Source organism: Pseudobdellovibrio exovorus JSS, from assembly GCF_000348725.1.
GTDB lineage: Bacteria > Bdellovibrionota > Bdellovibrionia > Bdellovibrionales > Bdellovibrionaceae > Pseudobdellovibrio > Pseudobdellovibrio exovorus.
This window is the reverse complement of sequence record NC_020813.1, coordinates 1883424-1910113: the sequence shown is the minus strand read 5'-3', so window position 1 is coordinate 1910113 and position 26690 is coordinate 1883424. Positions and strand designations below refer to the sequence as shown.

Annotated in this window: 32 protein-coding genes and 1 tRNA gene; 18 read left to right on the top strand and 15 right to left on the bottom strand. The window is 43.1% G+C overall.

The features are described 5' to 3' along the window. Nucleotides 1-70: 70 nt before the first annotated feature. Together kdsA and A11Q_RS09450 are read right to left on the bottom strand one after the other, a co-directional pair. A complete protein-coding gene (gene kdsA, locus A11Q_RS09455; protein ID WP_015470586.1) occupies nt 71-925 on the bottom strand; it encodes a 3-deoxy-8-phosphooctulonate synthase in 855 nt (284 codons plus the stop codon). Between the two features lie 10 nt (nt 926-935). Continuing rightward, a complete protein-coding gene (locus A11Q_RS09450; protein WP_015470585.1) occupies nt 936-2069 on the bottom strand; it encodes a DegT/DnrJ/EryC1/StrS family aminotransferase in 1134 nt (377 codons plus the stop codon). A 194-nt stretch (nt 2070-2263) separates the two neighbouring features. Between A11Q_RS09450 and A11Q_RS09445 the strand changes: the two genes are divergently transcribed. The 7 genes from A11Q_RS09445 (at nt 2264) to A11Q_RS09415 (ending at nt 8741) form a co-directional block, all read left to right on the top strand. Further along, on the top strand, nt 2264-4258 hold the full coding sequence (locus tag A11Q_RS09445; RefSeq protein WP_015470584.1) for a M13 family metallopeptidase: 1995 nt from the start codon (nt 2264-2266) through the stop codon (nt 4256-4258). A 4-nt stretch (nt 4259-4262) separates the two neighbouring features. After that, nucleotides 4263-5237 carry a YheT family hydrolase gene (locus A11Q_RS09440; protein WP_015470583.1) on the top strand — a complete coding sequence of 325 codons (975 nt, stop codon included), beginning with the start codon at nt 4263-4265 and terminating at the stop codon, nt 5235-5237. 25 nt (nt 5238-5262) lie between these two features. Next, nucleotides 5263-5604: a divalent-cation tolerance protein CutA gene (gene cutA, locus A11Q_RS09435; protein WP_015470582.1), complete on the top strand. Its 342-nt coding sequence runs from the start codon at nt 5263-5265 to the stop codon at nt 5602-5604. 94 nt (nt 5605-5698) lie between these two features. Further along, nucleotides 5699-6094, top strand: coding sequence for an Ig-like domain-containing protein (locus tag A11Q_RS09430; RefSeq protein ID WP_015470581.1), 396 nt, complete (start codon nt 5699-5701; stop codon nt 6092-6094). 28 nt (nt 6095-6122) lie between these two features. Further along, nucleotides 6123-6674 (top strand): NADPH-dependent FMN reductase, encoded by a 552-nt coding sequence (locus A11Q_RS09425; protein ID WP_015470580.1) that lies wholly within the window; start codon nt 6123-6125, stop codon nt 6672-6674. A 19-nt stretch (nt 6675-6693) separates the two neighbouring features. Next, nucleotides 6694-7449, top strand: a complete 756-nt coding sequence (locus A11Q_RS09420) for a YoaK family protein (RefSeq protein WP_015470579.1) — start codon at nt 6694-6696, stop codon at nt 7447-7449. Between the two features lie 56 nt (nt 7450-7505). Beyond that, on the top strand, nt 7506-8741 hold the full coding sequence (locus tag A11Q_RS09415; protein WP_015470578.1) for a mechanosensitive ion channel family protein: 1236 nt from the start codon (nt 7506-7508) through the stop codon (nt 8739-8741). 32 nt (nt 8742-8773) lie between these two features. On the opposite strand, the gene fabR is transcribed toward A11Q_RS09415, so the two are convergent. Continuing rightward, entirely contained in the window at nt 8774-9448 is a 675-nt protein-coding gene (gene fabR, locus A11Q_RS09410; protein ID WP_015470577.1) for an HTH-type transcriptional repressor FabR, read from the bottom strand. Between the two features lie 155 nt (nt 9449-9603). On the opposite strand from fabR, the gene A11Q_RS09405 reads away from it, so the two are divergent. Together A11Q_RS09405 and trhA are read left to right on the top strand one after the other, a co-directional pair. Continuing rightward, nucleotides 9604-9816 (top strand): hypothetical protein, encoded by a 213-nt coding sequence (locus A11Q_RS09405; RefSeq protein ID WP_015470576.1) that lies wholly within the window; start codon nt 9604-9606, stop codon nt 9814-9816. A 3-nt stretch (nt 9817-9819) separates the two neighbouring features. Next, entirely contained in the window at nt 9820-10476 is a 657-nt protein-coding gene (gene trhA, locus A11Q_RS09400) for a PAQR family membrane homeostasis protein TrhA (RefSeq protein ID WP_015470575.1), read from the top strand. A 70-nt stretch (nt 10477-10546) separates the two neighbouring features. Here trhA and A11Q_RS09395 read toward each other — a convergent pair whose 3' ends face one another. After that, nucleotides 10547-11455, bottom strand: a complete 909-nt coding sequence (locus tag A11Q_RS09395; protein ID WP_041575218.1) for a hypothetical protein — start codon at nt 11453-11455, stop codon at nt 10547-10549. Between the two features lie 202 nt (nt 11456-11657). Here A11Q_RS09395 and A11Q_RS09390 point away from each other — a divergent pair, with 202 nt between their 5' ends. Further along, complete coding sequence (locus A11Q_RS09390; protein WP_015470573.1) at nt 11658-11963, top strand: hypothetical protein; 306 nt, start codon at nt 11658-11660, stop codon at nt 11961-11963. On the opposite strand, the gene A11Q_RS09385 is transcribed toward A11Q_RS09390, so the two are convergent. Both A11Q_RS09385 and A11Q_RS09380 read right to left on the bottom strand, forming a co-directional pair. Then, the gene (locus tag A11Q_RS09385; RefSeq protein ID WP_015470572.1) at nt 11922-14240 is read right to left on the bottom strand and encodes a heavy metal translocating P-type ATPase; all 2319 of its coding nucleotides are present in this window, start codon (nt 14238-14240) and stop codon (nt 11922-11924) included. The genes A11Q_RS09390 and A11Q_RS09385 overlap by 42 nt on opposite strands. 120 nt (nt 14241-14360) lie before the next feature. Then, entirely contained in the window at nt 14361-15500 is a 1140-nt protein-coding gene (locus A11Q_RS09380; protein ID WP_015470571.1) for a polysaccharide deacetylase family protein, read from the bottom strand. A gap of 253 nt (nt 15501-15753) precedes the next feature. Here A11Q_RS09380 and A11Q_RS09375 point away from each other — a divergent pair, with 253 nt between their 5' ends. Continuing rightward, complete coding sequence (locus A11Q_RS09375) at nt 15754-16431, top strand: hypothetical protein (RefSeq protein WP_015470570.1); 678 nt, start codon at nt 15754-15756, stop codon at nt 16429-16431. Between the two features lie 5 nt (nt 16432-16436). Here A11Q_RS09375 and A11Q_RS09370 read toward each other — a convergent pair whose 3' ends face one another. Next, nucleotides 16437-17318: a helix-turn-helix domain-containing protein gene (locus A11Q_RS09370; RefSeq protein ID WP_015470569.1), complete on the bottom strand. Its 882-nt coding sequence runs from the start codon at nt 17316-17318 to the stop codon at nt 16437-16439. Further along, nucleotides 17299-17475, bottom strand: coding sequence for a hypothetical protein (locus A11Q_RS13885; protein ID WP_015470568.1), 177 nt, complete (start codon nt 17473-17475; stop codon nt 17299-17301). Before A11Q_RS13885 ends, A11Q_RS09370 begins: the two co-directional genes overlap by 20 nt. Nucleotides 17476-17847: 372 nt before the next feature. On the opposite strand from A11Q_RS13885, the gene A11Q_RS09365 reads away from it, so the two are divergent. Both A11Q_RS09365 and A11Q_RS09360 read left to right on the top strand, forming a co-directional pair. Continuing rightward, nucleotides 17848-18912, top strand: a complete 1065-nt coding sequence (locus tag A11Q_RS09365) for a hypothetical protein (RefSeq protein ID WP_015470567.1) — start codon at nt 17848-17850, stop codon at nt 18910-18912. Nucleotides 18913-19051: 139 nt separating this feature from the next. Further along, nucleotides 19052-19771, top strand: coding sequence for a hypothetical protein (locus A11Q_RS09360; protein WP_015470566.1), 720 nt, complete (start codon nt 19052-19054; stop codon nt 19769-19771). Between the two features lie 50 nt (nt 19772-19821). Here the strand turns inward: A11Q_RS09360 and A11Q_RS09355 are convergent, their stop codons facing one another. Beyond that, complete coding sequence (locus tag A11Q_RS09355) at nt 19822-20085, bottom strand: hypothetical protein (RefSeq protein WP_015470565.1); 264 nt, start codon at nt 20083-20085, stop codon at nt 19822-19824. A 149-nt stretch (nt 20086-20234) separates the two neighbouring features. Beyond that, entirely contained in the window at nt 20235-20429 is a 195-nt protein-coding gene (locus tag A11Q_RS09350) for a hypothetical protein (RefSeq protein WP_015470564.1), read from the bottom strand. A 246-nt stretch (nt 20430-20675) separates the two neighbouring features. Between A11Q_RS09350 and A11Q_RS09345 the strand changes: the two genes are divergently transcribed. The 3 genes from A11Q_RS09345 to A11Q_RS09335 all read left to right on the top strand — a co-directional run bounded on the left by A11Q_RS09345 (nt 20676) and on the right by A11Q_RS09335 (nt 22565). After that, nucleotides 20676-21719: a hypothetical protein gene (locus A11Q_RS09345; RefSeq protein WP_041575216.1), complete on the top strand. Its 1044-nt coding sequence runs from the start codon at nt 20676-20678 to the stop codon at nt 21717-21719. A gap of 153 nt (nt 21720-21872) precedes the next feature. Beyond that, entirely contained in the window at nt 21873-22163 is a 291-nt protein-coding gene (locus A11Q_RS09340) for a hypothetical protein (RefSeq protein WP_015470562.1), read from the top strand. Then, nucleotides 22164-22565 (top strand): hypothetical protein, encoded by a 402-nt coding sequence (locus A11Q_RS09335; RefSeq protein ID WP_015470561.1) that lies wholly within the window; start codon nt 22164-22166, stop codon nt 22563-22565. 82 nt (nt 22566-22647) lie between these two features. Here A11Q_RS09335 and A11Q_RS09330 read toward each other — a convergent pair whose 3' ends face one another. Further along, complete coding sequence (locus A11Q_RS09330) at nt 22648-22905, bottom strand: PepSY domain-containing protein (protein ID WP_015470560.1); 258 nt, start codon at nt 22903-22905, stop codon at nt 22648-22650. A 175-nt stretch (nt 22906-23080) separates the two neighbouring features. On the opposite strand from A11Q_RS09330, the gene A11Q_RS09325 reads away from it, so the two are divergent. Both A11Q_RS09325 and A11Q_RS09320 read left to right on the top strand, forming a co-directional pair. Beyond that, nucleotides 23081-23851, top strand: coding sequence for a cytochrome b/b6 domain-containing protein (locus tag A11Q_RS09325; RefSeq protein ID WP_015470559.1), 771 nt, complete (start codon nt 23081-23083; stop codon nt 23849-23851). 24 nt (nt 23852-23875) lie between these two features. Then, nucleotides 23876-24409, top strand: coding sequence for a helix-turn-helix transcriptional regulator (locus A11Q_RS09320; protein WP_015470558.1), 534 nt, complete (start codon nt 23876-23878; stop codon nt 24407-24409). Between the two features lie 38 nt (nt 24410-24447). On the opposite strand, the gene A11Q_RS09315 is transcribed toward A11Q_RS09320, so the two are convergent. The 4 genes from A11Q_RS09315 to A11Q_RS09300 form a co-directional block, all read right to left on the bottom strand. Further along, nucleotides 24448-24855, bottom strand: a complete 408-nt coding sequence (locus tag A11Q_RS09315) for a HEPN domain-containing protein (protein WP_015470557.1) — start codon at nt 24853-24855, stop codon at nt 24448-24450. After that, complete coding sequence (locus tag A11Q_RS09310) at nt 24852-25193, bottom strand: nucleotidyltransferase domain-containing protein (protein ID WP_015470556.1); 342 nt, start codon at nt 25191-25193, stop codon at nt 24852-24854. Before A11Q_RS09310 ends, A11Q_RS09315 begins: the two co-directional genes overlap by 4 nt. A 47-nt stretch (nt 25194-25240) precedes the next feature. Next, nucleotides 25241-25318, bottom strand: a tRNA-Arg gene (locus A11Q_RS09305). A gap of 140 nt (nt 25319-25458) precedes the next feature. Then, nucleotides 25459-26601 carry a site-specific integrase gene (locus A11Q_RS09300; protein WP_158320368.1) on the bottom strand — a complete coding sequence of 381 codons (1143 nt, stop codon included), beginning with the start codon at nt 26599-26601 and terminating at the stop codon, nt 25459-25461. Nucleotides 26602-26690 lie beyond the last annotated feature (89 nt).

Below are 26690 nucleotides of genomic sequence, written 5' to 3'. Positions count from 1 at the left end.
TCTAAAGAGTCAAGTCTACGAGCCCAAAGGAAACAAAAGGGGAATAAACGGAACGGATTGAGGATAGTTTTTAAGCTTGATGCGTCTTAAAAATAAGCTGCAAATTCTTTAAAAAACCCTCTAGGTTTTTTAAAGGTAATGAAGTGGGTCCATCGCATAAAGCTTCAGCAGGATTTGGATGAGTTTCAACAAAGATTCCATCGACGCCCACAGCCACGGCTGCGCGTGCTAATGGCCACACCATATCACTACGTCCGCCGCTGGATTCCCCAGTAGCACCCGGCAATTGGGTCGAGTGGGTACAGTCCATCACAACAGGGAAACCTAAACGACGCATTTCAACCAAGCCGGTCATATCATTAACTAAGCGGTTGTAGCCGAAGGTTGTTCCGCGGTCGCAAAGTAAAAGTTTGCTGTTACCGGCTTGTACGGCTTTCTGCGCGATAGCTTTCATATCCCAAGGTGCTAAGAACTGTCCTTTTTTGATGTGGATCACGCGACCAGTTTTTGCCGCGGCCACAAGCAGATCTGTCTGTCGTGATAGAAACGCAGGGATTTGAATCACTTCAGCATATTGAGCTGTTTCTTCTACTTGGATTGTTTCATGTACATCTGTGATAAGAGCGCAGCCCAATTTAGATTTAATTTTGTCCAAAGAGTGCAGCGCTGACTTCATACCCGGTCCGCGGAAGCTGCTGGCGCTTTGGCGATTGGCTTTATCAAATGAGCATTTTAAGATCCATGGGATTCCTAGCGCATCTGTGACACGTTTAATTTCTAAACCTGTTTCGATGACCATGCCTTCATCTTCGATGATGTCGGGACCCGCAAATAGAACGAAGTTCTTTGCGTCTCCCCATGTGATTTGTCCATTTGGAGCATCTAGTGTAACTACATTTTTAAGCGGCGTGAATTCTGTTTTCATAAGACTCAGACTACGCCTGTTTTGCCGAAAATTCGACAGATTTTTTTACAGCATCAATTACGATGTCCTGAGTCTTTTGGTCCATATCAGGGAACATCGGTAAGCTGACAACATGGTCTGCGGCCCAACGAGAGATGCTGATATCGTGGGTAGCCGGAGTATTCTTCTTATACCAAGGTTGGTCTGGCATTGTCATAGGGTAGTGAACTGCGGTTGGGACTTGAAGCTCTGACATTTTCTTTTGGAAAAGATCGCGATTAGTCACCGTTACAGTGTATTGAGCCCAAACACTTTTATTTTCGGCTTTTACATGAGGTGTAGAAAATTGTGCATCTAGCGATTCAAGGCCTTTAAATGCATCGGTGTAGCGTTTAGCTAGGCGATCGCGTTGTTCTACTTCCCAATCATAACGCTCCATTTTTGATAAAAGAATGGCACATTGAATGGTGTCTAATCTTGCATTAAGTCCAAGGCGCGTGTGGTAGTAGCGTTTTTCCGAACCATGCTCGCGAATTTCTTTCATCGCAATATGAAGTTGATCGTCATTTGTGAAAATAGCTCCGCCTTCGCCGTAGCAACCAAGTGGTTTTGCTGGATAGAAAGAGGTGCCGGCAGCAGTTGTACAAGCTCCACTTTTTTTATCTTTGTAAATGGCTCCGTAAGACTGTGCCGTATCTTCGATGACGAAGAGATTATGTTTTTTTGCAATCGCGTTGATCTCTTCTAAGTCTGCGGCTTGTCCGTAAAGAGAAACGGGCATGATCGCTTTTGTGCGTGGTGTGATTGCGGCTTCGATCTTTTTCGGATCAATGTTAAATGTTTGGCGATCGATATCGACAAATACAGGAGTGGCACCAGCAAGGACGATTGTTTCGGCTGTGGCGATAAATGAAAAAGCAGTGGTGATCACTTCATCGCCTCGACCAATGCCCAGAGCCATAAGTGGCATTAGCAGAGCATCCGTACCGCTACCAACAGCTAAGCAGTGTTTCACGCCGGTATGTTGAGCAAGGGTCTTTTCAAGTTCAGCGACTTCTGGACCGCCGATGTAGGCCCCGCTTTCTAAAACTTTTTGAATACGAGAATCAATTGAGTTTTTTAAAGCAAGGTATTGTGATTTCAGATCGATAAATGGGACAGACATGAAGACTCCTTAAAGTTTAAACAAAGTTTAAAACACAAAATTTAATACAAAAGAATTAAGCCATATTAAGTTAAATATGGCCTTATTATCACTTGAAGTTCAGATGATGTCTATTGTGTAAAAAAAGCTTCACGCCTGAAGACGGGATATGTCAGAATTGAGTTCTTATAGACACTATGCAAGCTGGGAGTTGTATGAATAAATCGAGATGTGTTGTTTTTTTAATTTCTTTAGTGATGGGAGCTATCGCAACGGCACAAGTCGAACCATCTTCTGTCATTCCAGATGTGCGTAAATTTGAACTGAATGACAAAGTAAATCCATGCGACGATTTTCATCAATATGTTTGCTCGAAAGTAGAGTCTGAATTCAAGTTGCGCGATGATCGTAGCGCACACGTATTTGCATTTTCAGACTCGAGTGAAAGAATTTTAGAAAAAAAGAAGGATTTCTTTAAGAATATCCAGCAAGAGAAAAAACTTTCAGATCGTTCATTGCAATTTAAAAATTACTATCTTGCCTGTATGAATGAATCTGAGTCTATTAAAGAAGAAAAGCAGCTAGTGGCTGAGCTGACAGACGAAGTGAAGCGTATTCAAAAGTTGGAGCAATTCGTAGACTTGAATAGAAAAAATATGACACGTGAAAAGTGGTCTTTGGCGGGGTATGGAATTATTCCCAATATCGACAACCCACTGATTTATGATGTGATGTTTGATATTTCGCTGATGGGGCTTCCTGAACACAGTTATTATGACAATGAAGAATTGTTGAAAGATTATCAGCAGTTGATCGTCGACACATTTAGTGAACTCTACCCGAAGGAAGACCCGAGCACATTTGTACCGCGAGCTGCGGCCATGATTAAGTTCGAGAAACAGTTCCGTGACATCTATCCGTATCCGGCAGAGTTTCGCCAGCGCTATACTCAGCCTAGACGGATTGAACGAGCTGAATTTCTGAAACGGGCGGCTCCGCTGAAGTTGGAACAGTTCTTTATGGCCAATATTCCCATTAAAACCTTAATTCGCGATTTTGTGCCTGAGGGGTTTGAGTTTTTACAAAAAGAATTAAAACCTGAAAACTTGCAGGTCTTTAAGGATATTTATACCTATCGTAATGCTCGTGGAATTATGGATGATGCCTATCCTGAACTATTCAAAAAAAGAATGGCGTTCAGTCATAAATATCTTGGGGGGCCATTGGTGCGTCCAGATCGCCAAGAGCGGTGTACTGGAGCCGTGATGGGAGCTTTCGGTCGCGAATTAGATTTGGAATTGTTACCTAGATTGTTTCCTAAGTTCCCTGCAGAAAAAGTTCAAGAGGTCGCTGAAAAAATCAGAGCTTCTATCTTAGATGGTATTAATCAAAATGATTGGCTTTCAGAGCAGAGTAAAAAAGGGGCTGTTGAAAAAATCAAAACAGCACAATTGCAGCTTGTGAAACCAAACAATGCAAGAGAGTGGGACTTTAAAGACATTCTGAAAATGGACCCGAAGAAATCTAACGAAAATGTTAAGCGTCTGGTAGCAGCGGGGCACAAACGTGCATTTAAGAAATTACGTGAAGGTGTAAATCAACAGGCGTGGGGGATGGCTCCATTGACAGTGAACGCTTATTATTCTCCAGATAAGAATAAATTTGTTTTGCCTATTGGGATTTTACAATATCCGTTCTTTATGAAGGACGGGGACATGATTGAAAATCTTGGTGCTGTTGGAACCGTGGTTGGGCACGAACTTGGTCACAGTATTGATGACGAAGGCTCGAAATTTGATGCCAGCGGCAAGTTGAATCAGTGGATGACAGAAGAGGATGTGAAGACGTTCCAAGAAAGAGGGCGTCGTATGATCGAGCAATTTAATAAAGTCGGTCACAATGGACAGTTAACTCAAGGTGAAAATATTGCGGACTTAGTAGGACTGACTTTTTCTTACAATGCCGCCTTCCCACAAAACAAAGGGAATGTAGAAGATAAAAAACGCTTTTTTGTATCGTATGCGCGCCTATGGTGTAATGTGATGCGTGAAAAAACGAAAGAGATGCAGCTAAAAACAGATCCACATGCATTGGGTTTTGCACGCGTGAACGAACAGGTTAAACATCAAAGTGGTTTTCACGAAGCCTATCAGTGTACAAAAAAGAACAAGTTGTATTTAGAGCCTTCTGACAGAGTTAAAATTTGGTGATGAGATGAGGTCTTCATTTTCAAAAGTCGAATTAGAATTAGATCCTTTTGTGCCCTATTTGCCATTTGCAACAGGGCATACTCAGACAGTTTTGGGACACATTGTTCCCTCTGAAAAAACACACTTTGGCTTTGATTCTCAAGTATTAACGTTACCTGACGGAGATGAGTTATTACTGGAGTATGTAGATAATCAATCGGCTTATACCGTGAGTTTATATCATGGTCTTGCGGGTGATGCTCAATCGGATTACATCAGAAGATCAGCGATACTGGCACAGCGCCTAGGTTGGAACATTGTGCAGGTCAACCATCGGGGAATACGCACGCACGCTCGTCAGACGTATCACTCGGGACGAGGAGAAGATGCTTCTGAGGTGATCAAGTGGTGTCGGCAGCGTTTTCCCGATACACAGCAAATAGCTGTGGGCTTTTCTATGAGCGGCAGTATTTTACTAAATCTATTAAGTTTGCGCTATGGGGAAGAGCAGCCTGATTATGCTGTGGTGGTGAATGCTCCCTTGGATCTGGCTAAGAGTGCTCGTCTATTGTCGGCAGGTTTTTCTCGTGTTTACGATATGAGGTTTTGTCTTCTGTTAAAGAAAATGATCGAAGAACGAAAAGGTGAAAAAGTTCACGTTCCTCTATGGGCTAGAACAACTGATATCGATGACTGGTATACATCTAAGCTCAATGGCTTTGCAGATGCTTTAGATTACTACACGCAATGTTCGTCAATGAACTATGTGGATCGTATTCAGACAAAAACATTTGTGCTGTCATCCTACGATGACCCTTTTATTGATGTTCAGGATTATCTTACGGCTCCGTGGAGCTCTTCCGTTCACTTGAGTTTACAGCGCTATGGCGGGCACATGGGTTATTTTTCAAAACAAAAAAACACGTCCTATGGACGTCGCTGGTTAGATCACTACTTAGAATCTGTTTTTTGTAAAATTTTGAAGAGTTCTTTTGAATAGTTCAGAGAGTATAAAGTGAGTGAGCATGAGTAAAAATAGCAAGTCAGATAAGATGACGATTGTCTACTGTCTATATCCTGATAGCACTGAAGCCAAAAAGACAGCGAGCCTTTTGCTAAAGAAGGGTAAAGTGATCTGTGCTAACATCGTAAAAGATGTGGAGTCCTTGTATATGTGGCAGGGAAAACTGCAAAGAAGTAAAGAAGTGGCTGTGTATTTTAAGACACTGACTTCGTTTTCTAAGGAAGTTCAAAAAGAAATTGTTAAGCTGCACTCTTACGATGTCCCATTTGTGGCAGAGCTAAAGGTAGAGGCTGTAAATATGGAATATCAACAGTACGCAAAAAAAATATTGCGCTCAACATAGGGCGGCAAGTCCTAATTGAAATTGAATTTATAGGTAGAGGTCTTCTAGACTTATTCATAAACAGTCATTTTATGAACTCAAGAAGGAGATCAATATGAAAATCGTTTCTGCTATTTTAGCTATGGTTTTAGGTTTATCCGCTCAGGCAGCTCAATTGGAAATCACGGCTGAGGCCAACTCTGTTGTAAATACGGCAGATTATTATCGTTTGGATTTTGGAACGACATTTGTGCATTCTCGTTTGAGCCAAAGTTATGTTCTAAGAAATACAGGCGCTACTCCTTTGACATTCCGTGATGCTCGTATTTGGGGTTCAGACTTTGCTGCTTTCCATGGTTGCTCACGTGGTCTTGAACCAAATGAAACATGCCGTTTTACAATTGAATTCCGTCCTTTCTTTGAGGGCTTTTCTTCAGGTCGTTTCGAGTTAAATTTTGCTGAAGACTTCGTGGTATTCGATCTATTTGGTCGCGCCCATAGAAGAATGTAATTTAAAGTTACTTTAAAGAGATATCACTATGAAAGTTCTTACTTTTGCGGGTTCGTTGCGACAGAAGTCTTTAAACAAAAAACTCTGTCATTTTGTTGAAAATTTTGTTGGGACGGAAAAACTCGCAGAAGTGGAGTTTGTAGATTTACAATCGCTATCAATTCCAATCTATGATGGCGATGTTGAAGCCTCTTCTGGAATTCCTCAAGGGATTTTATCATTGATCGAAAAAATTCAAGGCTGTGATGCTTTGATTATCAGTTCCCCAGAATATAATGGATCGATCTCTTCTGCTTTGAAAACGACTTTGGATTGGGTTTCTCGTCATCCATCTAATGCTTTATCTGGTAAGCATGTTCTGTTATTGGCGGCTTCACCGGGAGCTTTAGGCGGGGTACGAGGCCTATGGCACGGACGCGTGCCATTAGAAGTTTTGGGATGTCATGTATACCCAGAGATGTTTGGTCTTTCAAAAGCACACGAAAATTTAACAGATACAAATGACATTCAAGATGCTAAGATGAAGGAAAGACTTCAGAGCTTAGTTAAAAAATATCTGGAGTTCTGCAAAAAAAGTTAAGTTCGTAAGAAGGTGACAAGTGTTGTTCGGTAACGAGAGTATTTCTGAGTACACGCCGACTAACGTGAGTATTTGGATGAGCATGGCCTTTCAGGCTGGATTGCTTAATATGGGTGGCTTTATGGCCTGTCATAGATTCGTATCCCACGTAACGGGGTTTGCTACATTTTTTGGTTACGAAGTGAATCGCGCTGATTATAAAGATGCCTATGGGATGTTAGTGGTTCCTTTGTTCTTTCTAATCGGATGTATGTTAAGTGCACAATTAGTCGATATTCGTCTGAAACAACATAAGCGTCCTAAATATTACCTGTCGTTTGGTTTGATTTTTCTATTAGTGTTGGGTGTTTTAATTGCAGGGTTGCTGGGGTACTTCGGAACATTCGGAGAGCCCTTTTTTCTTTTAAGAGATCACGTTTTACTAGCGCTACTGTGTCTTATCTGTGGTCTGCAAAATGCGACGGTAACCACTGTGTCGAAATCAGTTGTGCGAACGACGCATTTAACCGGTATCACCACAGATTTAGGAATAGGCCTTGTTCGTTTAATCAATCGAAAAAAACTACAAGAAGATATGTTTAAAGAAACTCGTGCCATTATGATGAGAACAGGGATCATATTATTTTTCTTCTTGGGCTCTTTGGCTGGTGGTTATGCATTTACTCACTGGCATTATGGCGGATTTATAATCCCAGCTTTAACATCAGGAAGTTTATTTTTCTTAATGTACTATTTTCAAGTTTATCGAGTACGTCAGCAAGCGCTGAAAGCTTAAACATATTTACCCAGTGCGACTTGATAAAATTTTTTTAGAAAAATACAGTTCATGCAATGTCGGAATTTTACTCAGCTAATGTGAAAGTATTTGAAACCCTAAGTGGGTTTCTGGTGTTACTGGCCCTTATCTTCGTTGTGCATTTTTGCATTAAGATCTTTGTACAAAAATTTGTCGTACACTGGTTTCGTGATAGCAAATTTTATACAATAGCACTTTTAAAAGATCAGAAGTTACTTTTTTGGGTTTCTTGTCTTGTCTATATTACAATTATTTATCAGGGGCTATCATGGATGCCCCATTTGCCAACGACTATGGTGGTTGTGCTTGAGCGATTTGGGCTGGCATCGTTTATTTTAGCCAGTCTGCTGGTACTGACAAACTTGTCACGGGTCGTGAATGAAGTTTATACTCAGAAGCCCATCTCTAGAACTCGCCCTATCAAGAGCTATCTGCAAGGTATTCAAATCGTCGCCTACTGCTTTGGCTTCATCAGTATTATCGCTGTTTTCATGAATAAATCGCCATTGTTAATCCTTAGCGGTTTAGGGGCCTTGACGGCGATTATTATGTTGGTCTTCCGCGACTCCATTTTATCGTTGGTGGCGGGTGTACAATTGACAACAAATGATCTGATCCGTGTTGGCGATTGGATCGAAATGCCACAGTTCAATGCGGATGGTGATGTCCGTGAAATCACTTTGCATACAGTGAAAGTACAGAACTGGGATAAAACATTAACGATTATTCCAGCGCATAAATTTCTTGAGAATTCTTTTAAAAATTGGCGTGGTATGCAAGAGTCGGGTGGTCGCCGAATAAAAAGATCGCTCTACATCGATGTACAGTCGATTCGCTTTTTAACTTCTGAAGATATTGAAAAGTTTTCTTCGTATCGACTTTTGCGGCCTTATCTTGAGCAAAAGAACAAAGAGCTACAAGATTATAACGAGCAATTGCCGCCAGATGTTCAGAAGGGCAGTTTAAACAGACGCCGTCTGACGAACGTAGGAACATTTCGAGCTTATCTGGATGCCTATTTAAAAAACCATCCTCAGATTCATCAGGATATGACTTTTTTAGTTAGACAATTACAGCCAGGGCCTGAGGGTTTGCCCATTGAACTGTATGTTTTCACACGCGACACACGTTGGGCGATTTACGAGGGGATTCAGGCTGATATTTTTGATCATATCCTGAGTATCTTGCCTGAGTTTGGTTTGAGATTTTTCCAGAACCCTACGGGCTATGATTTTATGTCGATGGGGCCACGCTCGAAAGAACTCAATTAGCAATTTAGCTTATTTATAATAGCACCAGTCGCTTAATTCGCTTTGCGTTTTTTGCGGCTGGAACTGGGAGTTTTTGCTGCTTTGGCGGTAGAGGTTTTAGTGTTATTGGCTTTCAGTGAGCCGCGCAGAATTGTTTTAATATGATAGGCAATACGTTCTGTTAAACCACTTTGCTTGTGTTTAGGTAGATCAAGAGCTTCCGCTCCGAGTGTGAAGCTGACAGCAACAATCGACTCTGCAGCGAGGACTGGATTGTTTAAGGGTCTATTGATGGCACTTTGAAGACGCTCCAGATCGATGGCCAGTTCGGCGACGAAGCGATCCATTTCTGTGTGGATGGCCATACGAAAAGCTGAAGTCGCCCCTTGGCGTTCACCTAGTAAAAGTCGGAAAAGATTTTTGTTGTCATGAACAAAGCTAAGGAATGTTTCTACAGAGGCACGTATCGGGTCTAAGTCCGTGTCGACGCGTCGGCGTGCATCCCGTAACATTTGGCGTAGGCTGAGTCCCACTTCATCGAGCATAGCAAGCCCCAGCTCTTCCATGTCGTGAAAATGTTTATAGAAAGCGGCAGGAGTGATCCCAGCGCTGGTTGTCACCTCGCGTATACTGAGGCTGCTAAAGCCCTTTTCTGAGCTCAGTCTTAGTCCAGCTAGTAGCAGTTGGCGGCGAGTCTGGGACTTCTGTTCTTTTTTTGTTATAGCCATAAGTTATGTTATTTCGCCCCTTTATCGTCGTCAATATGACTTGAGTAAAAGCTCCATCGATTTTGACTTTTTATTTTTGGTAAACACATGTATACTGTTTTTAAAGAAGGTAATTGCAATGACAATTCCCTTTAATAAAAAACAAGGAGGTACAAATGCAATCACATGTATACCAAAAATCAAATCGTGTAAAAGGTGGGTTAGCTCGTCGAGTAAAACGTTTGGTGGGGCCTCGTAATAAAATTCTAAGAGGTTATCTGAGTATAAAAGATCGCTCGACGTTGCTTTTGACTGAAGCACGCTCAGCCATTGAGTTATGCCAAGATGACTGGGATATTGATTTTACCTACACTCAGAAAGATATCTAATTTATGTCCATCAGCAGCTCTGAAGTTTTAAAACCCTTTTTACGTGGTCGATTTCATGAGGCTGCTGGATTTGTCAGTTTAGGTGCCTGTTTGATGTTAATTGCAAAGTGTTCAGATGCCCGAACCACTTTGGCTGCTATCGTCTACTCTATCAGTTTAGTTTTGATGTTTGCCATCAGTGGCCTTTATCATCGTATTCAGTGGAAACCGCAAGCCCGACAGATCATGCGCCGCTTAGATCACGCCGCAATATTTGGATTAATCGCGGGAACGTCGACGGCTGTTTTTATGTTAGCGTTGCCTCCAGAGAAAAGTGTGACTCCATTACTGCTTATTTGGGGTATCACATTGGTGGGTATCGTTCAGGTGCTATTTTGGATTAAAGCTCCGAAGTGGTTAGCGGCTTTAATTTATATTGCTGCGGGGTGGATGGCTTTACCTTATATTAAAGATATCAGTCGTGGCGTTGGGGTTTTAGGTTCGTGGCTCCTCGTGATTGGTGGGGTGATATACACGGCTGGGGCGCTGATTTACGCTTTTAAAAAACCGAACCCATTTCCGAAAGTCTTTGGTTATCACGAGATTTTTCATCTGTGCGTAGTCGCAGCCGCAGTCGTTCACTTTATTGTGGTCTATCAATTGATCGCGAATATGGCATAGACTAACTAATAACTAACATAGACCGAATAAATAGCCCACTGCTAGATCACTGATCTATTTCGTCAGTCATTTAGTCATTGTCTTCAATCGACTCATACGTGTCTTCATCAATCTTACAATAGCGTATATTATTAATGACGACGATTTCTCCGTCACAGGTAGTGACGGATGGTTGTGGCCTTGTCGTCGTCGTACCAGATGACATAAGCCGATAAAGTAATGGAGTATCTGTTGCAGATACAAGCGGAGTGTTCGAGCGTCTATTGGTACGAGTCGATATTGCAGATCGAGTGGAAGAAGGCTCAGAATTACGGACTGGTTCCACAGAGGCCGGTTCTTCACGAGTCACGACTTCTTCGGGTGTAGTTTCCACTGCAGGCTCAGGCTCTGTTAAAGGCTCTGCTGAAATCTCTGTGACAATACGACCTTCTGGATCACACTCCGTCAGATTGTGTTCACGAGCGTAGGCGTGATTGATCGCGATCTGATCAACCGCTTCTGCTGTGCGGGTTGAGAGTAATTGTGTTAACACCTGATCGGCTTGCTGACAGTAGCTTTGGAAAGCGGATCTGTTTTGTGTGCTGAGCTGTGCGCTTTGCAAAGAGTACAAATTAAGATTGCGCGTTTCACTTCGATCCCATTCTTTGTTTTGTCCAAAGTCTTCGGAACTCTGACCGCGGGCTTTACGAGTCGTAGAACCATCGCGGTCAATACGATCATAGTAGGCATTGGCCAGACGGATTTGTTCTGTGTAGTAAGGACGATAGGTCGTTGTGAGTTTTTCACGTACTTGGTCATAACGGCTTTGCATATCGTCTTTATGATAACGACACGTAGTTGCGGCAACGAAAAGTTTATTGAAGAAGGCTCGAGTTTTTAGGGCATGCCATTCTGTCGATGAGGGACAGCGGTCGTTAGCAAATGCAGATGGTGCATACGTCATACTGCCGATAATAAGAATGGTATAAAGCCAAAGCATAAGGAGCTTATCGGGTCTTAAATGGGTAGACTGTAACTTGTTTCTGGGATGTTTCAAAATGGTAAAAAGTGCCCCGTGCCAGTAGCAAAAATGGAACAAAAGAATCATAAGCGTCCAGAATATCGTGAATAAAAAATAGGGATAGAAATTGCATCACAAAATTCTAAGAAGAACTTTAAAGGAGAGTTCTTAAGGAAGTTATATGGAAATAATATCAATAAATCGTACATTGCCAGTTAAAAAAGAACATAAGGGTGGACTTCACGCTAAAGTTCGAGAGTTACAGAATCAAGGGTACACCGAAAAATTTAGTGCTGGTTCAGATCATCTGACGTGTCGTGCGGGAAACATCAAGGTTTATCCACATGATATCATCTTTGAGGATGTATTCAGGTTTGAAGATCAATCGAGTGCTCATGTGAGCACTGTCTACGCGATTTCGTATCCAGATTTAAATCTCAAAGGTCTATACATTGAGTCTGCTACTGATGTCTTGAACTTTAAGTAATCGCATTGAATTGGCAATCACTAAAAGAGAAGCTCCCATATCGGCAGCTACGGCTAGCCAAAGATTCGATATTCCCGCTGCTCCTAACACGAGGAACACAGCTTTTACAGCTAAGGCAAATCCGATATTAAAACGGATAACGGAAAGCGTAAAGCGACCATGTTGAATGGCGGCAGGGAGCTGATTCAAATCGTCTGTCATTAGGGCTATATCAGCTGTTTCGATAGCGGCATCTGTTCCGGCGGCACCCATAGCAATTCCCACTGATGCTTTTGCTAATGCTGGCGCATCATTAATGCCATCACCGATCATGGCCACGTGATCAAATCGCTGTAGTAACGAAGTGACTTCAGCCACTTTATCTGCGGGCAGAAGATCGCCAGCCACTTCATCAATACCGACAGATTTTGCAATGGCTTCAGCGGTGCGTTGGTTATCACCACTGAGCATTGAGATTTTTTCGATTCCCACCGCATGCAGATTCTGAATAGCTTTATGAACTTGTGGTCGTGGGGAATCGGCTAAGGCTAAGACCCCCATAACTTCACCATCACACTGAGCGTGGGGACGATGCCCGAAAATCACAACTGATTGGGCATTGTGTTCAAGCTCTTGTAAGTAGTTTTCTAACTCTGGTGTGCAGACGCCAAGAGCATGGGCCATATTGTGATTACCAGCAAAGTAATTGTGATTATTAATTGTGGCCTCAACACCTTTGCCTGCAATGACCTGATATTGATCTGCAGTCAGTGATGTCGCTTGTTTCTCTAAAGCGAATTCAACGGCGGCTTTTGCTAAAGGATGGCTAGATTGAGACTCAAGAGATAAAACCACATTGTAAAATTCAGAGTCAGAAAGGTGTCCAAATCGTTTCACCGAAACCACGCGAGGTTTTCCTTCGGTAATGGTTCCAGTTTTATCTACGGCTAAAGCTTTTAATCGACCCAGTTCTTCTAAGAAGCGGCCTCCTTTAACCAGTACTCCTTTGCGGGCCAGTGCTGTTAAAGAAGAGACAATCGAAACAGGAGTGGCAATAACCAGCGCACATGGGCAGGCGATCACTAAGAAAACTAAAGAGCGATAAGCCCATGTTGCCCAATCACTGGAAAATAGCAGTGGTGGGACTAAAAAAACCAACAGGGCGACGACTGTGACCACCGGAGTGTAAATACGAGAAAAGCGATCGACGAAAACCTGTGAAGGAGCTTTTTGCGCTTGAGCCTCTTCGATAAGGCGAATGACCTGAGCAATTTTAGTATCTTGAAACTCGTGGGAAACCTCTATCACTAATGAACCTGACTCATTGATCGTCCCTGCTAAAACAAGGTCTCCTTTTTTGCGAACGATAGGCTGAGATTCTCCGGTTAAAGGAGCCTGATTCACATAGGATTCTCCTTCAACAACTCGTCCATCCAGAGGAATGTTGTCTCCGGCACGGACTAAAATCAAACTGCCCACTTTAACTTGTTCGATAGGTACGGCAGAGGTCTGTTCGCCGTTTTTCACCAACGCAGTTTTCGGAGTAATTGATAATACTTCACGAATGGCTTTGCGCGCACGCGATACGCTGAAAGCTTCGAGCATTTCTGCTAAAGAAAATAAGAATACGACAGTGGCTCCTTCGGAGTACTCTTGAATTAAGAATGCACCTACAGTGGCAATGGTCATCAGCACATTCATATCGAAGTTTTTATTTCTTAAGGACCGCCATGCTTTTGGGAATACCAAAGCACCACCGCTGAGTGTGGCTAATAAAAATAAGGTAAAGACAATGGGCTCGCTCAAATTTAAGATCAAATTCGCGATAAGCCCTATGCTGACAAATAATCCAGAGACAGTGACTAAAGTAAGGCGCATTTTATTTTCTTGAAAGAAACTGCGAGTTAGTTGAGAGCTGCTGACAACGCGTACACCGGCTTTTTCAATTAATCCCTTAAGATCAGCGGTATTCATTTCAGGTGAATGAGTGATGCTGACTTCTGACGTCATCAAGTTCGCACTGACACCTGATACCAGCGGATGATTTAATGATTTTTGAATTGCGGAAATTTCATCGGCACAATCCATTCCACTGACAGAAAATTTACTGGTCTGTGAACTTGTCAAATTGCGATCATATTGGAAGGAGCTTTCCGTTTTTGGGGAATCAGTGTGGTCATGGTCGTGGTGACTCTGATCGTGGCTGTGATCATGACCATGTTGATGGCTGTGTTGATCGGATGTAGGTGAAGACTTTTTGTGGGAAGAGCAGCAATTGTTGTCGTCGTCGTGTTTCATGGGGTCTCCAAATGTCTACCTCTATTTTAATAGTGGTAGAGCGTATATGCAAGACCCCTGAGGTCCTATCACACCTTACATAGGGTGTGATAGGAGGGAGATGGTATGAAATAGAACGTATTATGGAAGCGGGCGGTTTTGGCGAACTAACGAGCTATTATAGCGAGCGTTCGGATTCGAAGATTCTAACAACACGATTTTATAGCCGTTTCTATAAAGCTCACGTAGAAGCTGTGGCATAACTTCCGCAGTTTTTCTTTGAATATCGTGGAATAAAAGAACACCGCGCCCACGAGCGTTCAATCTTTGCATTGTATTACGCACCAGAGTTTCGTTGCTTTGAGCTTTCCAGTCTTCAGTGTCTACAGCCCAGAAAAATTCAGCAACTTGATTCTGACGTAAAAAGCTTTTCAAAGCCGGAGTCGCTGAGCCATAAGGAAAGCGGAAGAAAGGATCAACCCAACCTAAAGTATCATAAATGGCTTGATGGCCTCCTCTGATCTCGGCAAGGGCACTTTCGTGGCTCACTTTACCACAGCCCATGCACGGGTGATTCACACTGTGTGATCCAATAGCGTGACCATCGGCGGCTACTTTTTTAAGGATGTTGGGATTAGCTCGAACCGCTTTTCCCAATGCGAAGAAAATAGCTTTCGCTTCAACTTCGCGCAAAGCACTTAAAATAGTCTCAGTATAAGCTCCAGATGGACCGTCATCAAAAGTCAAAATAACTTCTTTCGGACCGACATCCGCAGTTACTGCATAGTAGCCGTTAGAAAGATCTCGCTTTAGAACTGTGGGTTCAAAGCGGAAGTTATTTGTACCAGCTCCTGAACGTTGGCTAGTGTAGTAGTTCTCTAGATTATTTTGTAGAAGCTCCTGACACTCAGCTAAAAGGTCCCGATTTTCGGGGTTGGCAATTTCATGCTCGAAAACCGTTAAAGATTGCCCATCTAGCTGAGGTAAATGTTCACAGATCTCATCAGCTATTTTTTCTTTTTGGGCAGCGCCTTCAGCGGCCTCGGCTCTCCAGTTACTAAAGACATTTTCAGGGTGGGCTTCTGATGTTTCCCACGCCATTAAGTTGCTGGCCATCTGATTGGCTTTAACAGAGTTCTTAAGGTCTTGGCTGACTTTGTTATTACCGCAGCCGACAAGCCCTAGAAGTAAGGCGGACATCAAACCTATTTTTAAACCATAGGTCACAACGACACTGTGTTTATTGTTGTGTTTTTTACTGTGTTTGCTCTTTATATTCATGAACGTACCTCTTTATCTACGCTGGCTCATGTATCAGAAGTCGTGCCAAAAGCAGCTCTATTTAAGGGGAGGCTCATATCCAAGAAACTGACAAAGAGTTAAACAGAGGGCTGCAATAAGTCACTATCTGAGGTCTGATGAATATCAAAATTTCAAATGTTTGTTAGTTTTGTGTGAGTATATAGAAAATAATCGATTTAAAATGTAAAGTGAAAGGCGTAAGACAATTAGTATTAATAGGTGTTTCGATAATATGAACTCGATTCTAAAAAACAAGCAGCCAATAGCACTTGTGACCCAATGGGTTTTGCTATGGCTATTTTTAGGAGCCATCCATAGCTATCTTTTGAAACCCTTGTGGGGGTTGGATGGTACAAACTATCTGACGACATTGTACTACATACTGAGTGCGGCATTAGTTCTTTGCCTATATCGCGTGAAGTCTTTGCTGCCTCACCATGAAGATGGATTGCGCCAATTAGTTTATATGGGGTTATTCACGGCCGTGGTTATTTTTTTGGGGCATATAGCGAACGAACTGAGACCGATTAGTATTGAGCAGGCTAACTATATTAAAAGTGAGTTATTTTCTTTTCCTTTATTTAAGCTCAACACATGGGCTGTGAAATGGTCAGATGTGGCCTATCAACAGGTGATGTTGTTGGTCATTTTGTATCGTCTTAGCAGTCTTGAAATTTCAAAAAAAGAGATGGTTTGGTTGACCAGCATTGGATTCGCGCTCTTACATTTTCCACTTTTGATGTTGTTCGGTTGGAAAGGATTTTATTTTATTATTCCCAGTATATTTGCAGGATTTATTTTTACATATTTCATTTTGTATATGAAGCGTGGACTATTTTACTCTTACGCCGTGCATATCTCATTCTATTTGATTCTAGGAATGTGGATCCGAGAAGCGTGGACTGTATAGGTGAATTAGCTCTTTTTTATCTTTTGGCGAAAGGACACAGGGGTTTGTCCTGTGGCCTTCTTAAAAAATCTAGAAAAATAATTTGGATCTTCAAAGCCCAGTGCATAGCTGATCTGATTGATGGACTTATTGGAATATCCAAGAAGTCTTTTGGCCTCTAAAAGACAGCGGTTTTGAATAATGGTTCTGGCTGGTAAATTTAACGAGCGACTTAGACGCATAGATAATGCTTTCGCCGTGACTCCCAGTTTTTGAGCATAAAACTCAATCTGATGATGTGAAGTGAAGTTGTCTTCTACAAGTCTTAAAAACTGTTGAGCGTAGTCATCTTGTTTGAAACGTTGTCGAATAGTTTTTGGAATTCTACGATAAATCAAAAAAAGCAACTCAGCGACTTTAAAACAAGCCAGAGCTTCGTAGCCTTCTTCCTGTTTGTGAAGCTCTAGACGAGCACTTTCTACGAGAGTGAGTAGTTCTTTCCAATCGTCGTAACGATAGCGAAGATGATCAGGCAGGGTGAGCAAAATATTTTCTAAAACATTGAACTGTTGTAAAGAGTTCTGAATGGCTGGAAGTTCAAACTCGACAACATAACCTGTCGTATTGGGGTCTAAAGTCCACGAATGGATTTGCCCTGGTTTTAGAATAAAAATGGTGTGGGGTAAAACAGGATATTTTGTAAAGTCGACTTCGTGTGATCCTTTGCCTTTAGTGATAATGAGAATGTGATAGAAGTCATGTTTATGCGGAAAAGGAACTTTCGGTGTGAGGCGATGTTCAAGCTGATTCACACGAATTTTTTCAATATGTCCCAGCAGATTGCCAAAGGCCTGCATAGGATAGCGAATGTCAGATGATTTTGGCTTATTATGAGTTTTCTGTGCCATTAGGATTACTACTATGGGCACGCTCTACAGTTTTGGCAACGTCTCCTGTGATGCCAACCCATTCCGGAAAGAAAATCATTAAAACAATATAGGCGATAGTGGAAAAGAACATGAGTCCACCCACTAGAAACGCGACGATGACTTCCATATTTTCCATGCGGCCTCCTGAATCTAGCTTCTAAATCTAGTATATCAAAAAGAGCAAATGAAGACAGAGCTAAAGGTCCCAAAAGATAGCACAAACTCCACAGAAATGACATTTTGCTGATAGGTGGTTATTTGAAAGGGTTCTTAGAAAAAGAAATGGTGATACCGGAAGGATTCGAACCTTCGACCTATTGCTTAGAAGGTCTCTGCGTTATCCACCCGAACCAATTTCTAGTGTAATTTCGATGGATTGTCAATGCGGAAATGGTCCAGACGAAGGGACCGCATAGAAAATTGTGGCTGAGGCTTTGGGCTATTTTTGAAAGTCCAACAGTTGGGAGGAGTGGCCGAATTGTCCGAGTCAGTGGAGAATTAGAGGGGTATGTCGTGCACCTTAGTCGTCACCCCAAACGAACCCAAAGAAACCACCTTGAAGCGGTGGACGGAAATCTATGACCTTGTTCTTCGAGAAAAAGAACTGACGCAAAAACGCCGAGGGCTTCGGGGTTTTCAAAAACAGACGAAGGAAAATGTAAGGGGCGAAATCAAAAACGCCCGCAGTGGCGAGAGCGATGTTTTGATGATGGCTCGGCGGAAGAAATACACGGCGCTTGACCGCTTCCTTGTGTATCTCACCGACAAATGGGAAATGAGTTTTGAGACGTATCAGGTGATGGAGTTTATTTTCAGGGCTTCACTTCAAAGCCATGAACGAAACCTTTTTGATTACGGCGATAAGAATTACGCCGACGCCTTAAAGAAAGTAAAAGGAACTCCGCAAAGCAGATACGCAGAGATTTTGGAATTGACCCGACAGTTTTCGAAAAAATCCTTCTTCGGACTTGAAGACATCAGGCCGACAAAATTGGACCGGGTGAATGAGATAAACAAAAAACTCACCGCCCAAGTCTCACAAATCCAGTCGATACGGGAGCAACTGAGCGGCATCAACGGCGAGATTTCACTTCACCAGTTGAAAACGGCGTTAGAAAAGACGGCGAAGGATTTAGAGTCATGGGCGATGAAAAGTATTTTGGGCGAAGAGCAGAACTGGAAATTTCTTTCGTTTCAAAACGGGCAACTGGTGATGAATCACAGGGGCTTTTTGTATTTTAAGATTTATATTTTGGCTTTCATGGGAACTTACGGCGAGTATATCCAACGAAATTTTCGGGGACGAGGAACACGGATTTATCAACTGGCCGAAAAGAAATTGAACTTTGAATCTAAAAGACATTTTGATTTTCCAATCACGTCGGGCTTTCTTGACGGACGTGAACGCAGAGCCAACGACGACCGAGCGATGATGGAGTCCATTCCTCTTGATAAAGGATTTATGGACGACGCTTTGATGGACTATATAGTGGAACGCAATAGCGAAATGATTTCGGCGGGAGAACTGCCTTTTTATCTTTTAGGTCCTTCTAAAAGAAAAACGACGGCTTAAAACGGTCCGTCTTTCTTTTATTTCTCGTAAACAATTCAGCGATTTAAGTAAGAACTCGGACAGTTGGGGAAGCCCCCCAACTGTTGGCGTTTTTTAGACTGGTGCCCTCCTGATTTAGTCTCAAAATCAAGGAGGCGATATGAAATTATCAGCCAAGGGCAAACGCCCCGTCAGCAAAAAGACGCTAAAAGCCGTCAGTGGAACGAACTCTGCAAAGTTAAAAGTGGTCCTTTCCAAAACCGCTTATTCACCCCTCATCACCACGGCGGTGTTAAAGGCGGTCTCAAAAACCGTCTCCGCTATTGATAGGGCGTTCCTCAATGAAAGACGGATTGCCGTGAACCTTGGGGGCTTACTTGCGAAACTGCAAGGTGAGATAATTTCTCATCTGACGGTTTCAGGTCAGGCAAGTTCTTATCAAGCGAAAACGGCTTTCCGCCAATTCGTTCAAGTCCGGTTCAAGTGCGGGGAAACCTACACCAATGAATTGATTAGACTTGCGGAACGGCAAGACCTGCATCGTTTGGGCTTGCCTACTACGGTGCTGATTGAGTTGTCCCGTTTGGATGCCGTGAGCTTGAAAAAGTTCATGACCAAGCACCCAACGGCGGCACTTAAAAAGTTGCCGTTCAAGGAAATCAAGAAACTTGTTCGGGCAGACAACCCGAATAAGCGGGTTAAGATTTCCAAGTCAGATTCAAGTGATTCAACAGTGAATGTTAAGGTGATTGCCGAAAAAATTAAATCCAACTTTGATAAAGTTCGGGTTGAGTTTGACGGTGATTCGTCCTTGGACAAGAGCCTTGATTCGGTCCTTGGTGAAATATCCAAATGGTATTTAGATAAAAAAGTGGCCTAATCTTTGGCCCTTTTGAGCCCCCTGAGTCATCTCAGGGGGTTTATTTTTTCTTATGACGACTTTTTGAAAAAGTCCTCGTCCACATCATCAAGATTTTTGTAAATGTTGATGACCTTTTCGGGTTGGTCTTCGTAGTTGGAATACGAAGCCGATTTCCCTTCACGGGTGAACTTGATTTCACTCTTTTTGGCCACAGTGATTTTGTAGAGAAAATACTGAGTCAAAAAGATTTTTAGAACTCCAACGACCGAAATCAAAATGGCTGAGTGCCAGATGACGTCGGACAATTTTCCGACAATAAATTGATAGTCCATAACTTTAAGCTCCTTCCCATGTGTATTCGCCATTCGTGAAAATGGTGAGCACATGAAGTTTTGTTTGCCGTCTAACCTTCGAGTAAAAGAAATACTGCGATTTGATTGTTCGTTTCATAACCACCTCCAAAAAAAGGGCGGGGGCCCTTTTAGGCTCCCCGCTTTTGGTATTTACGACTGATGACGGCGTCCAAGAATTTTTTCGAGAACATCATCACCGTTTTTTGATTCAGGAAAACCATGACGGTATTCCCTTTCTTCGAGAGACGCACTTTCATCGGTTCAATGATGATAAGTTCGTCTTTGTATTGACCCGCTTGGGGTTGAGTTGCCTTCTTTTTCATAAAAACCTCCTCTGGTTTTCGTTTGTTGAGCCACTACGTTCACAAGCCCCTTGTGTAGTGGCGATAATTAAAACGCCCTGATGTCTGGAAATAAAAAAAATCAAACGAACGACGGTGGACAAAACCATGCCAAAAAATTTTTGGTCATGAGTTTTCGTAGAGCCGGAAGAACAAAATATTTCAAGAACAGAAGGGGTATTCAGGAGGATTTTTAAAAATAAGAAGGCGGTCCCCATTTAAGGAGGCATGAAAAAGAAGAACACAAAATCAAAGGCCCGAATGGAAATGACTCACGCTGATTGGATTACCGTCTATGGTTCGGGTTCGGAAAAACGGGGTGCGGAACTTTTAAAAATTCTCAGAGATAAAATCGGAGTGAAGCAAAACGAAAAGACCTACGCTGGTTTTGGTGGTGGTTGGTTCTTTGAACAATTCATTGACCGAGGATTCAGGCTTTCAACGAACGACGAGGGGTCGGCAAAGGTTGAACTGCAAGGGCTTTACTGGACGGGAGCGGTGGCAAAGCCTTTTGATGAATTTTTAAGAATAGCGGAAAAAATCAGGACGATTGAGGGCATGAGTTGGAAGCTCACACGGGTTGATGTGGCGGTTGATATTTTCGGCCTTGGATTATCTGACGCCTTCCCGAATCCGAAATCAAAACGCTATAAATGGGGTTTTGCCTTCAATTACCACGAACACCAAACGAAAGACCGCAACGGTGAAATGCTTTTCACGGGCTACACGATCCACCGCCAACGGTGGAGCCTGACGGTCTACGACAAACGGGTGGAAATCACGGACGGCAATCCCCACCCCATTAAGCAATCTTATTTTGAAACGCTGGCAAACGATGCCGAACCCATCACACGGGTTGAGCTTCGGGTGAAGAGTGCCGAAGCCCTGGTTGCCGTTCAAGGAGCCTTACAGACCGTCTGTAAGGAATCCGAGTTCTGCGAGGCCATTCTCAAGCACTGGGGCGATTATCACCGTATAAAGACCAAGAGCGGTCAAGACGAGTCCCGTTTCAAGAGGCTGTTCCGTGATTTTGACCCCCAGACCTTTGACCGAGTGAAGAAAGAAAAAATTGAGCGTCTTTACGACGATTTCAAGGAAGTCAAAATCAGGGACATGGTTCGTGATTTTATCAGATACGGAATCAATGAAAACAAAACCGCCGACGGCATTGCTCAGATATTCCAAGAACAAATGGAATGGTTGAAAGAAAACGGGGAAATCCCCGAAAGCCAAACCCTGCCCCCAAGCCAGAAGCCCAAGGCCGGCCCGTAAGGGCAAGGCCGCAGGGCTTCTGGCGGTGGTCGCACCTGTTCTATCAGGTGCGAGTGCGTAGCACGGGGGGCTCATCTTTTTTTTCAATAACCCGTCTCCCATTTATTTTTGTGACTCAATGGTGAGTCCAAAAAAATGCCAAAGGAGGCAGTTATGAAAATGTTCATGTTAGTTGAGGTGATTCTCTCTAAAAAATCAGTGAACCCAGAGAGCGGAAAGGTTGTTTACCAATCCTTTTTTAACAACGCTAAAAAAGTGATGGGTGAAGATGGGAAGGAAGGATTTTTGCCCGACACAGGCAAGGTGAAGTTCGACCATCCCTTGTCAAAAGGGTGGCACTTGTTGATGGTGAAGATTTCAACCTATCAGGGACAAGTGTTCTACACGGGTCTTAAAGAAATCAAAGATTCAAAAATCATTCAAGCATTGAGCGAGGGGGAATAAATGAAACGCCTTCGTCCAATGTTCAAAAAGTTGGAGGGGATTTTCTTAAAAGAAATCCCAGCCGCTGATGTTCAAGAAATCAGATACATGACCGAATATCAGGTCAATTACTACGAAAAGGTCGTGATTGAAAGACGTTGGCCTCTTTCAATTAGAGAGGCCCTTGATTGTGTGGACTTCGTGGTTCTTCACGAGCGAGACCCACGCTGTTATGAATACTGGCCCCGTATGGCTGAACTCTGTAAGCGAGCGATGGATTTTCTCAAAGCCAACACGGGAATTTGGGAAGACCCGATTTACGGTCGGGGATATTACGAAAAAGAAAAAACAGAATCCCGCTATGAATTCAAACACCGAATCCTGCGTCGGCACGCCGAGAGTTTAGGATTTGTAGTCGTTTAACTTTATCAGCCGAGGTTGAAGCCAATGGCCCATGTTTGTCGTAAAGACATTCATGGGCTTTGGTGTTTTAAATAGAAGATGTTTACTTTTCTTTAACAATCGAGCCATCGACAGGATTAAAGTAAATCTCAACTTTTTTGCCGTCTTTGTTTGTCCCGTAGATTTCGTAACAGGTGCCAGGTTGTTTGAATTTTGTAATTTTGTATCCTTCAGCCTCCACCTTTTTCTTAAATTCGGCCTCCTGCATCCACTTTTCTTTAGGTTCGTTTGTGCAGTCTTTTTTAGCGTAGGCCGAAGACGCTACGCCCAAGAGAGCCAGTCCAATTACGAGTTGTTTCATTTCGTTCTCCTTTTCAGTGGGGTCATTCCCATTGACTGACCCCAGTATCTTCATTTCTCTTCATTTTGGAAATAGGCCAAATGCCCTAAATATTTGAATTTGCTCCGGATAGACTGTTTGTCCAATGGACGAAACCCTCAATCCGAGTGAACTTTAAAGTATATGGGAGGCTGAAATGAAATCGAGTTTAGTTTATGACGTACCTACAAGACTTTTTCACTGGCTCTTCGCCGGACTGTTCCTATTTTCTTTTGTCGTTGCAAAAACGGTGGACGACGAATCGTTGATCTTCACCTATCACATGCTCTCGGGACTATTATTGGGATTCATCGTGTTATGGCGCATATTGTGGGGAATCATCGGGTCAAAATACGCACGGTTTTCAAACTTCAGTCTTAGGCCATCGGAACTTAAAGATTACTTTCTTGGGATTTTGTCGAATTCAAAAAAACGTTGGACGGGTCATAACCCGGCCTCAAGTTGGGCCGCATTATTCATGTTTGCACTGGGATTGGGTTTGGCTGTAACTGGATATTTAATGACAACAGGACACAAAGAGACCTATGAGGACCTGCATGAATTTTTGGCCAATGCTTTTTTGGTTGTGGCTATTCTCCATGTCGCTGGGGTCGTTCTTCATTCTGTTCGGCATCATGATTGGATTGCGCTCAGCATGGTGAACGGAAGGAAGTTAACTCTTGAAGGCATGGAAACCATAACCTCTTCTCGCCGCTTGGCGGGTTTGGTTTCAGCTATACTCGTATTGTCAGTAACATTGTTTCTCTATAATCGTTTTGATACGCAAAGCAGGACTCTTCTGTTGTTCGGTCAAAAACTCCAGCTTGGTGAGAGCGAAAAAGGGAGAAGCGAAGGAAATGACTTCGGCCTCCATAGCCAAAGTGGAAAATTAATCGAGATGAAGCACGATGACGATGATGACGATTAATTTTATGTGGTGTATTCTCGAAACGTGAGTAGAAAAGAGCGTTCAGTTATCATTGTGATTCTGGCCCTGGTGGCTTTGATGGTCGCTGCGGATATAATTACGGACACCAAAGAAGGGGTCGCAATTTGGCATGTCTTAGTTGAAGGCGGGACTGGCCTTGCGGCTTTATTTGGAATCTTCTATTTTCTCAAAGGGTCTTACGATCTTCGGCACAAACTTTCAGACTCAATCAGCGAAAATATCAAACTCAAAAAAGAGTCCGAGGATTGGAAAAGAGAAAGTGAAAAATACATTGAAGGACTATCTAAGTCCATTGACCTGCAACTTACAAAATGGGCCTTATCGGAAGCGGAAAAGGAAGTCGCACTTCTTTTATTGAAAGGTCTTTCGCTGAAAGAAATTGCAGAGGTGAGGCATACGTCTGAAAAGACCGCAAGAGTTCAGGCGGCTTCAATTTATTCTAAATCGGGTCTGGCTGGTAGGTCTGAACTTGCCGCATTTTTTCTCGAAGATTTATTACAACCTCAGAGCTTTGAATCTTCAAAGCCCCATGTGTAATACGTCGTTTGCAGACCGCTGACATTCGTTCACGCCAATTATAACTTCGTAAGTTCTTTTGCCCAATGAGCGATGTTTCGAGCCACTTTCAAAGAGGCTTCGATCTCTTCTTTCGTGAGCGGAATGTCCCCTTCTTGATAACGGCGAACCGTGGCGAACGGATTTAATTCCATGAGTTCAAAGCCTTCTGCGGGCATCTTATCGTCTGGCAAAAGGGCGACTAAAACGCCTAAGTCGTGAAGGAGAGGGAACGCAATTTGAAGATGAACCAACACCGACTTGATGTATTTTTCGACGGCCTGTTGAGCGATGAAAACAATGTTTTCAGGCCGTCCCGTGGTGACCTTAGAAAGTGCCAACGCTGAAGCCAAATCCCCTTCGGCAATTCTCAAAAGTTCTTGGGCGTATTCTTTGGGGAAAAGTTGTTTTTTTAGATTTTTCGTCATCGCAATTTCATTCCATTATGAAAAGCAACGAAGCAAACACCGCCAAAGTTTTTTCGTTCATCGAACGACTCTTTGGTTTTAAAAATCCAATCAATCGCAATGTCGGTGAAGCGAGCGGTGTAGACTTCCTTTTGAAGTTGTTTGATAGAGGCTTGGTCTTTGGTGACGATAATAAAATCCAAATCAGAATCGGCGGTGAAATTGCCGTAAACAGCGGAGCCGAACAGATAAGCCTCTAAAATCAAATCTTGAGAAGGGATGGAGTTCAAAACTTCCACGGCTTTTTGTTGAGCCCACTTGTTCATCTCTGGGTCGTGGAGCATTTTTAGTAAACCCATTTTGTCCACCTTTTCCTTTTCTTACAGACGGTCTGTAAGAAAAAAACTGGTGACCCCGCCAGGGCTCGAACCTGGGACCCTGGTCTTAGAAGGACCATGCTCTAATCCAACTGAGCTACGGGGCCACAAAAAGAGCAATAATATAACCTGAAATGGCAAGCGATAGAACTGCCTCGGCAAGAGTAGCATCTGGACGCCTCAGAAGTCACGCTAAATTGGCGTGACCACTCAAAAAAATGAAATCAAAGCAGATTGATGACGCTCCTTAGTCATCCAAGTCGGCCAACAATGGCGACAGGTTGCGGTCGTCTTGGTCGTATTTCATCGTCATTTGGTGCGTGGTGTGACCAGCCGCCCGTTGGACATCCTTCCAGTGGTGACTGCGGTGAGCCTCAGTGATGAAAGTTCTACGGAAGTCATGGGAGGAATGGCCAAACTTCGCCAGCACTTTGTTGACCTTCTTGGTTAGCGTGTTTGGGTGCATGGGAATAATCTGTTTGACCAGCGTCCACGCATCAACGGCGGTCATATTCCAGTAAGGGACCATGCGTTCGTTCGTCTTCACTTTCTTGCGCACGATTTGACCGCCCTTGACGCCTTTGCCCTGTTCATCGACCAAGACCGCATCCTTCAAAAATTTTGGTTTATCAAAACCCAGAGATTCACTGATACGAAGTCCAAAAGCCTTGCAGAGTTTCACGTTTGGGAGGACTTCGGGTTCCTCTTCTTCAAAGGCTTTTACGATTTTTTTGTAAGTCTCGGGTTGAATATATTTGGACTCGTCGTCTTCGCCTTTTTTCTTTCGGAGATAATTTATTTCTGCGTATTTCGCTCGTCCGATGGGTTCCAATTTTCGGGCGTTCGGCATTTCCGGATAAATTTTTTGATTCAAAAATTTCGTAAAGCGATTTGTTGTTGAGACAATACGCTTGAGAAGAGCCACCGACAAATCTTGTTCGAGAAGCCATTCACCCCAGTCATCCTCTTTGATATGCCATTTTGCGGGGTCGGGAATACCTTGCTTGATAATGAAATATTCCAGTGAATAACGTTGGAGCATCGACATCGGATTGCTGACCGAAGAATCTACGGTCGTTTGTTTTTTAAGGTATTTTTCAAAGGCAGTAAGAGACCTAACATTCACATAAGCATGGTCAAAGTTGTAGCGTTCTTCCGCCAGTTTTTTCTCAGTTTCAAAAGTCGCATTCAGTCGTCGCAGGAGTGCCGTCAATTCTTCGGGACTCATGTGTTTATAATGTTTTGCGGGGTAGCGGTTCCATGTGGTTTTGCCGTTCACCTTGCGGCTTCTTTTGATAGATGGATGACCACCTTCCTGAACAAGATACCATCGTGACCATTCGCTGACTTTTTGCGGTTCCGCCACTGGTGCGGGTTTGACGAGTTTCAATTCTCCCATCCTTCCATCGTAAAAGCCCTCAGACGGAAGATGGAGGCCAGTTGGATATTTGTTATCCAACTTTGGCCTTTGGTTTTATC

Bases quoted from the DNA above. Each gene is read 5' to 3' on its own strand.
- kdsA (WP_015470586.1), bottom strand. From the start codon at position 925: ATGAAAACAGAATTCACGCCGCTTAAAAATGTAGTTACACTAGATGCT.
- A11Q_RS09450 (WP_015470585.1), bottom strand. From the start codon at position 2,069: ATGTCTGTCCCATTTATCGATCTGAAATCACAATACCTTGCTTTAAAA.
- A11Q_RS09445 (WP_015470584.1), top strand. From the start codon at position 2,264: ATGAATAAATCGAGATGTGTTGTTTTTTTAATTTCTTTAGTGATGGGA.
- A11Q_RS09440 (WP_015470583.1), top strand. From the start codon at position 4,263: ATGAGGTCTTCATTTTCAAAAGTCGAATTAGAATTAGATCCTTTTGTG.
- cutA (WP_015470582.1), top strand. From the start codon at position 5,263: ATGAGTAAAAATAGCAAGTCAGATAAGATGACGATTGTCTACTGTCTA.
- A11Q_RS09430 (WP_015470581.1), top strand. From the start codon at position 5,699: ATGAAAATCGTTTCTGCTATTTTAGCTATGGTTTTAGGTTTATCCGCT.
- A11Q_RS09425 (WP_015470580.1), top strand. From the start codon at position 6,123: ATGAAAGTTCTTACTTTTGCGGGTTCGTTGCGACAGAAGTCTTTAAAC.
- A11Q_RS09415 (WP_015470578.1), top strand. From the start codon at position 7,506: ATGTCGGAATTTTACTCAGCTAATGTGAAAGTATTTGAAACCCTAAGT.
- fabR (WP_015470577.1), bottom strand. From the start codon at position 9,448: ATGGCTATAACAAAAAAAGAACAGAAGTCCCAGACTCGCCGCCAACTG.
- A11Q_RS09405 (WP_015470576.1), top strand. From the start codon at position 9,604: ATGCAATCACATGTATACCAAAAATCAAATCGTGTAAAAGGTGGGTTA.
- trhA (WP_015470575.1), top strand. From the start codon at position 9,820: ATGTCCATCAGCAGCTCTGAAGTTTTAAAACCCTTTTTACGTGGTCGA.
- A11Q_RS09395 (WP_041575218.1), bottom strand. From the start codon at position 11,455: ATGCTTTGGCTTTATACCATTCTTATTATCGGCAGTATGACGTATGCA.
- A11Q_RS09390 (WP_015470573.1), top strand. From the start codon at position 11,658: ATGGAAATAATATCAATAAATCGTACATTGCCAGTTAAAAAAGAACAT.
- A11Q_RS09385 (WP_015470572.1), bottom strand. From the start codon at position 14,240: ATGAAACACGACGACGACAACAATTGCTGCTCTTCCCACAAAAAGTCT.
- A11Q_RS09380 (WP_015470571.1), bottom strand. From the start codon at position 15,500: ATGAATATAAAGAGCAAACACAGTAAAAAACACAACAATAAACACAGT.
- A11Q_RS09375 (WP_015470570.1), top strand. From the start codon at position 15,754: ATGAACTCGATTCTAAAAAACAAGCAGCCAATAGCACTTGTGACCCAA.
- A11Q_RS09370 (WP_015470569.1), bottom strand. From the start codon at position 17,318: ATGGCACAGAAAACTCATAATAAGCCAAAATCATCTGACATTCGCTAT.
- A11Q_RS13885 (WP_015470568.1), bottom strand. From the start codon at position 17,475: ATGGAAAATATGGAAGTCATCGTCGCGTTTCTAGTGGGTGGACTCATG.
- A11Q_RS09365 (WP_015470567.1), top strand. From the start codon at position 17,848: ATGTCGTGCACCTTAGTCGTCACCCCAAACGAACCCAAAGAAACCACC.
- A11Q_RS09360 (WP_015470566.1), top strand. From the start codon at position 19,052: ATGAAATTATCAGCCAAGGGCAAACGCCCCGTCAGCAAAAAGACGCTA.
- A11Q_RS09355 (WP_015470565.1), bottom strand. From the start codon at position 20,085: ATGGACTATCAATTTATTGTCGGAAAATTGTCCGACGTCATCTGGCAC.
- A11Q_RS09350 (WP_015470564.1), bottom strand. From the start codon at position 20,429: ATGAAAAAGAAGGCAACTCAACCCCAAGCGGGTCAATACAAAGACGAA.
- A11Q_RS09345 (WP_041575216.1), top strand. From the start codon at position 20,676: ATGAAAAAGAAGAACACAAAATCAAAGGCCCGAATGGAAATGACTCAC.
- A11Q_RS09340 (WP_015470562.1), top strand. From the start codon at position 21,873: ATGAAAATGTTCATGTTAGTTGAGGTGATTCTCTCTAAAAAATCAGTG.
- A11Q_RS09335 (WP_015470561.1), top strand. From the start codon at position 22,164: ATGAAACGCCTTCGTCCAATGTTCAAAAAGTTGGAGGGGATTTTCTTA.
- A11Q_RS09330 (WP_015470560.1), bottom strand. From the start codon at position 22,905: ATGAAACAACTCGTAATTGGACTGGCTCTCTTGGGCGTAGCGTCTTCG.
- A11Q_RS09325 (WP_015470559.1), top strand. From the start codon at position 23,081: ATGAAATCGAGTTTAGTTTATGACGTACCTACAAGACTTTTTCACTGG.
- A11Q_RS09315 (WP_015470557.1), bottom strand. From the start codon at position 24,855: ATGACGAAAAATCTAAAAAAACAACTTTTCCCCAAAGAATACGCCCAA.
- A11Q_RS09310 (WP_015470556.1), bottom strand. From the start codon at position 25,193: ATGGGTTTACTAAAAATGCTCCACGACCCAGAGATGAACAAGTGGGCT.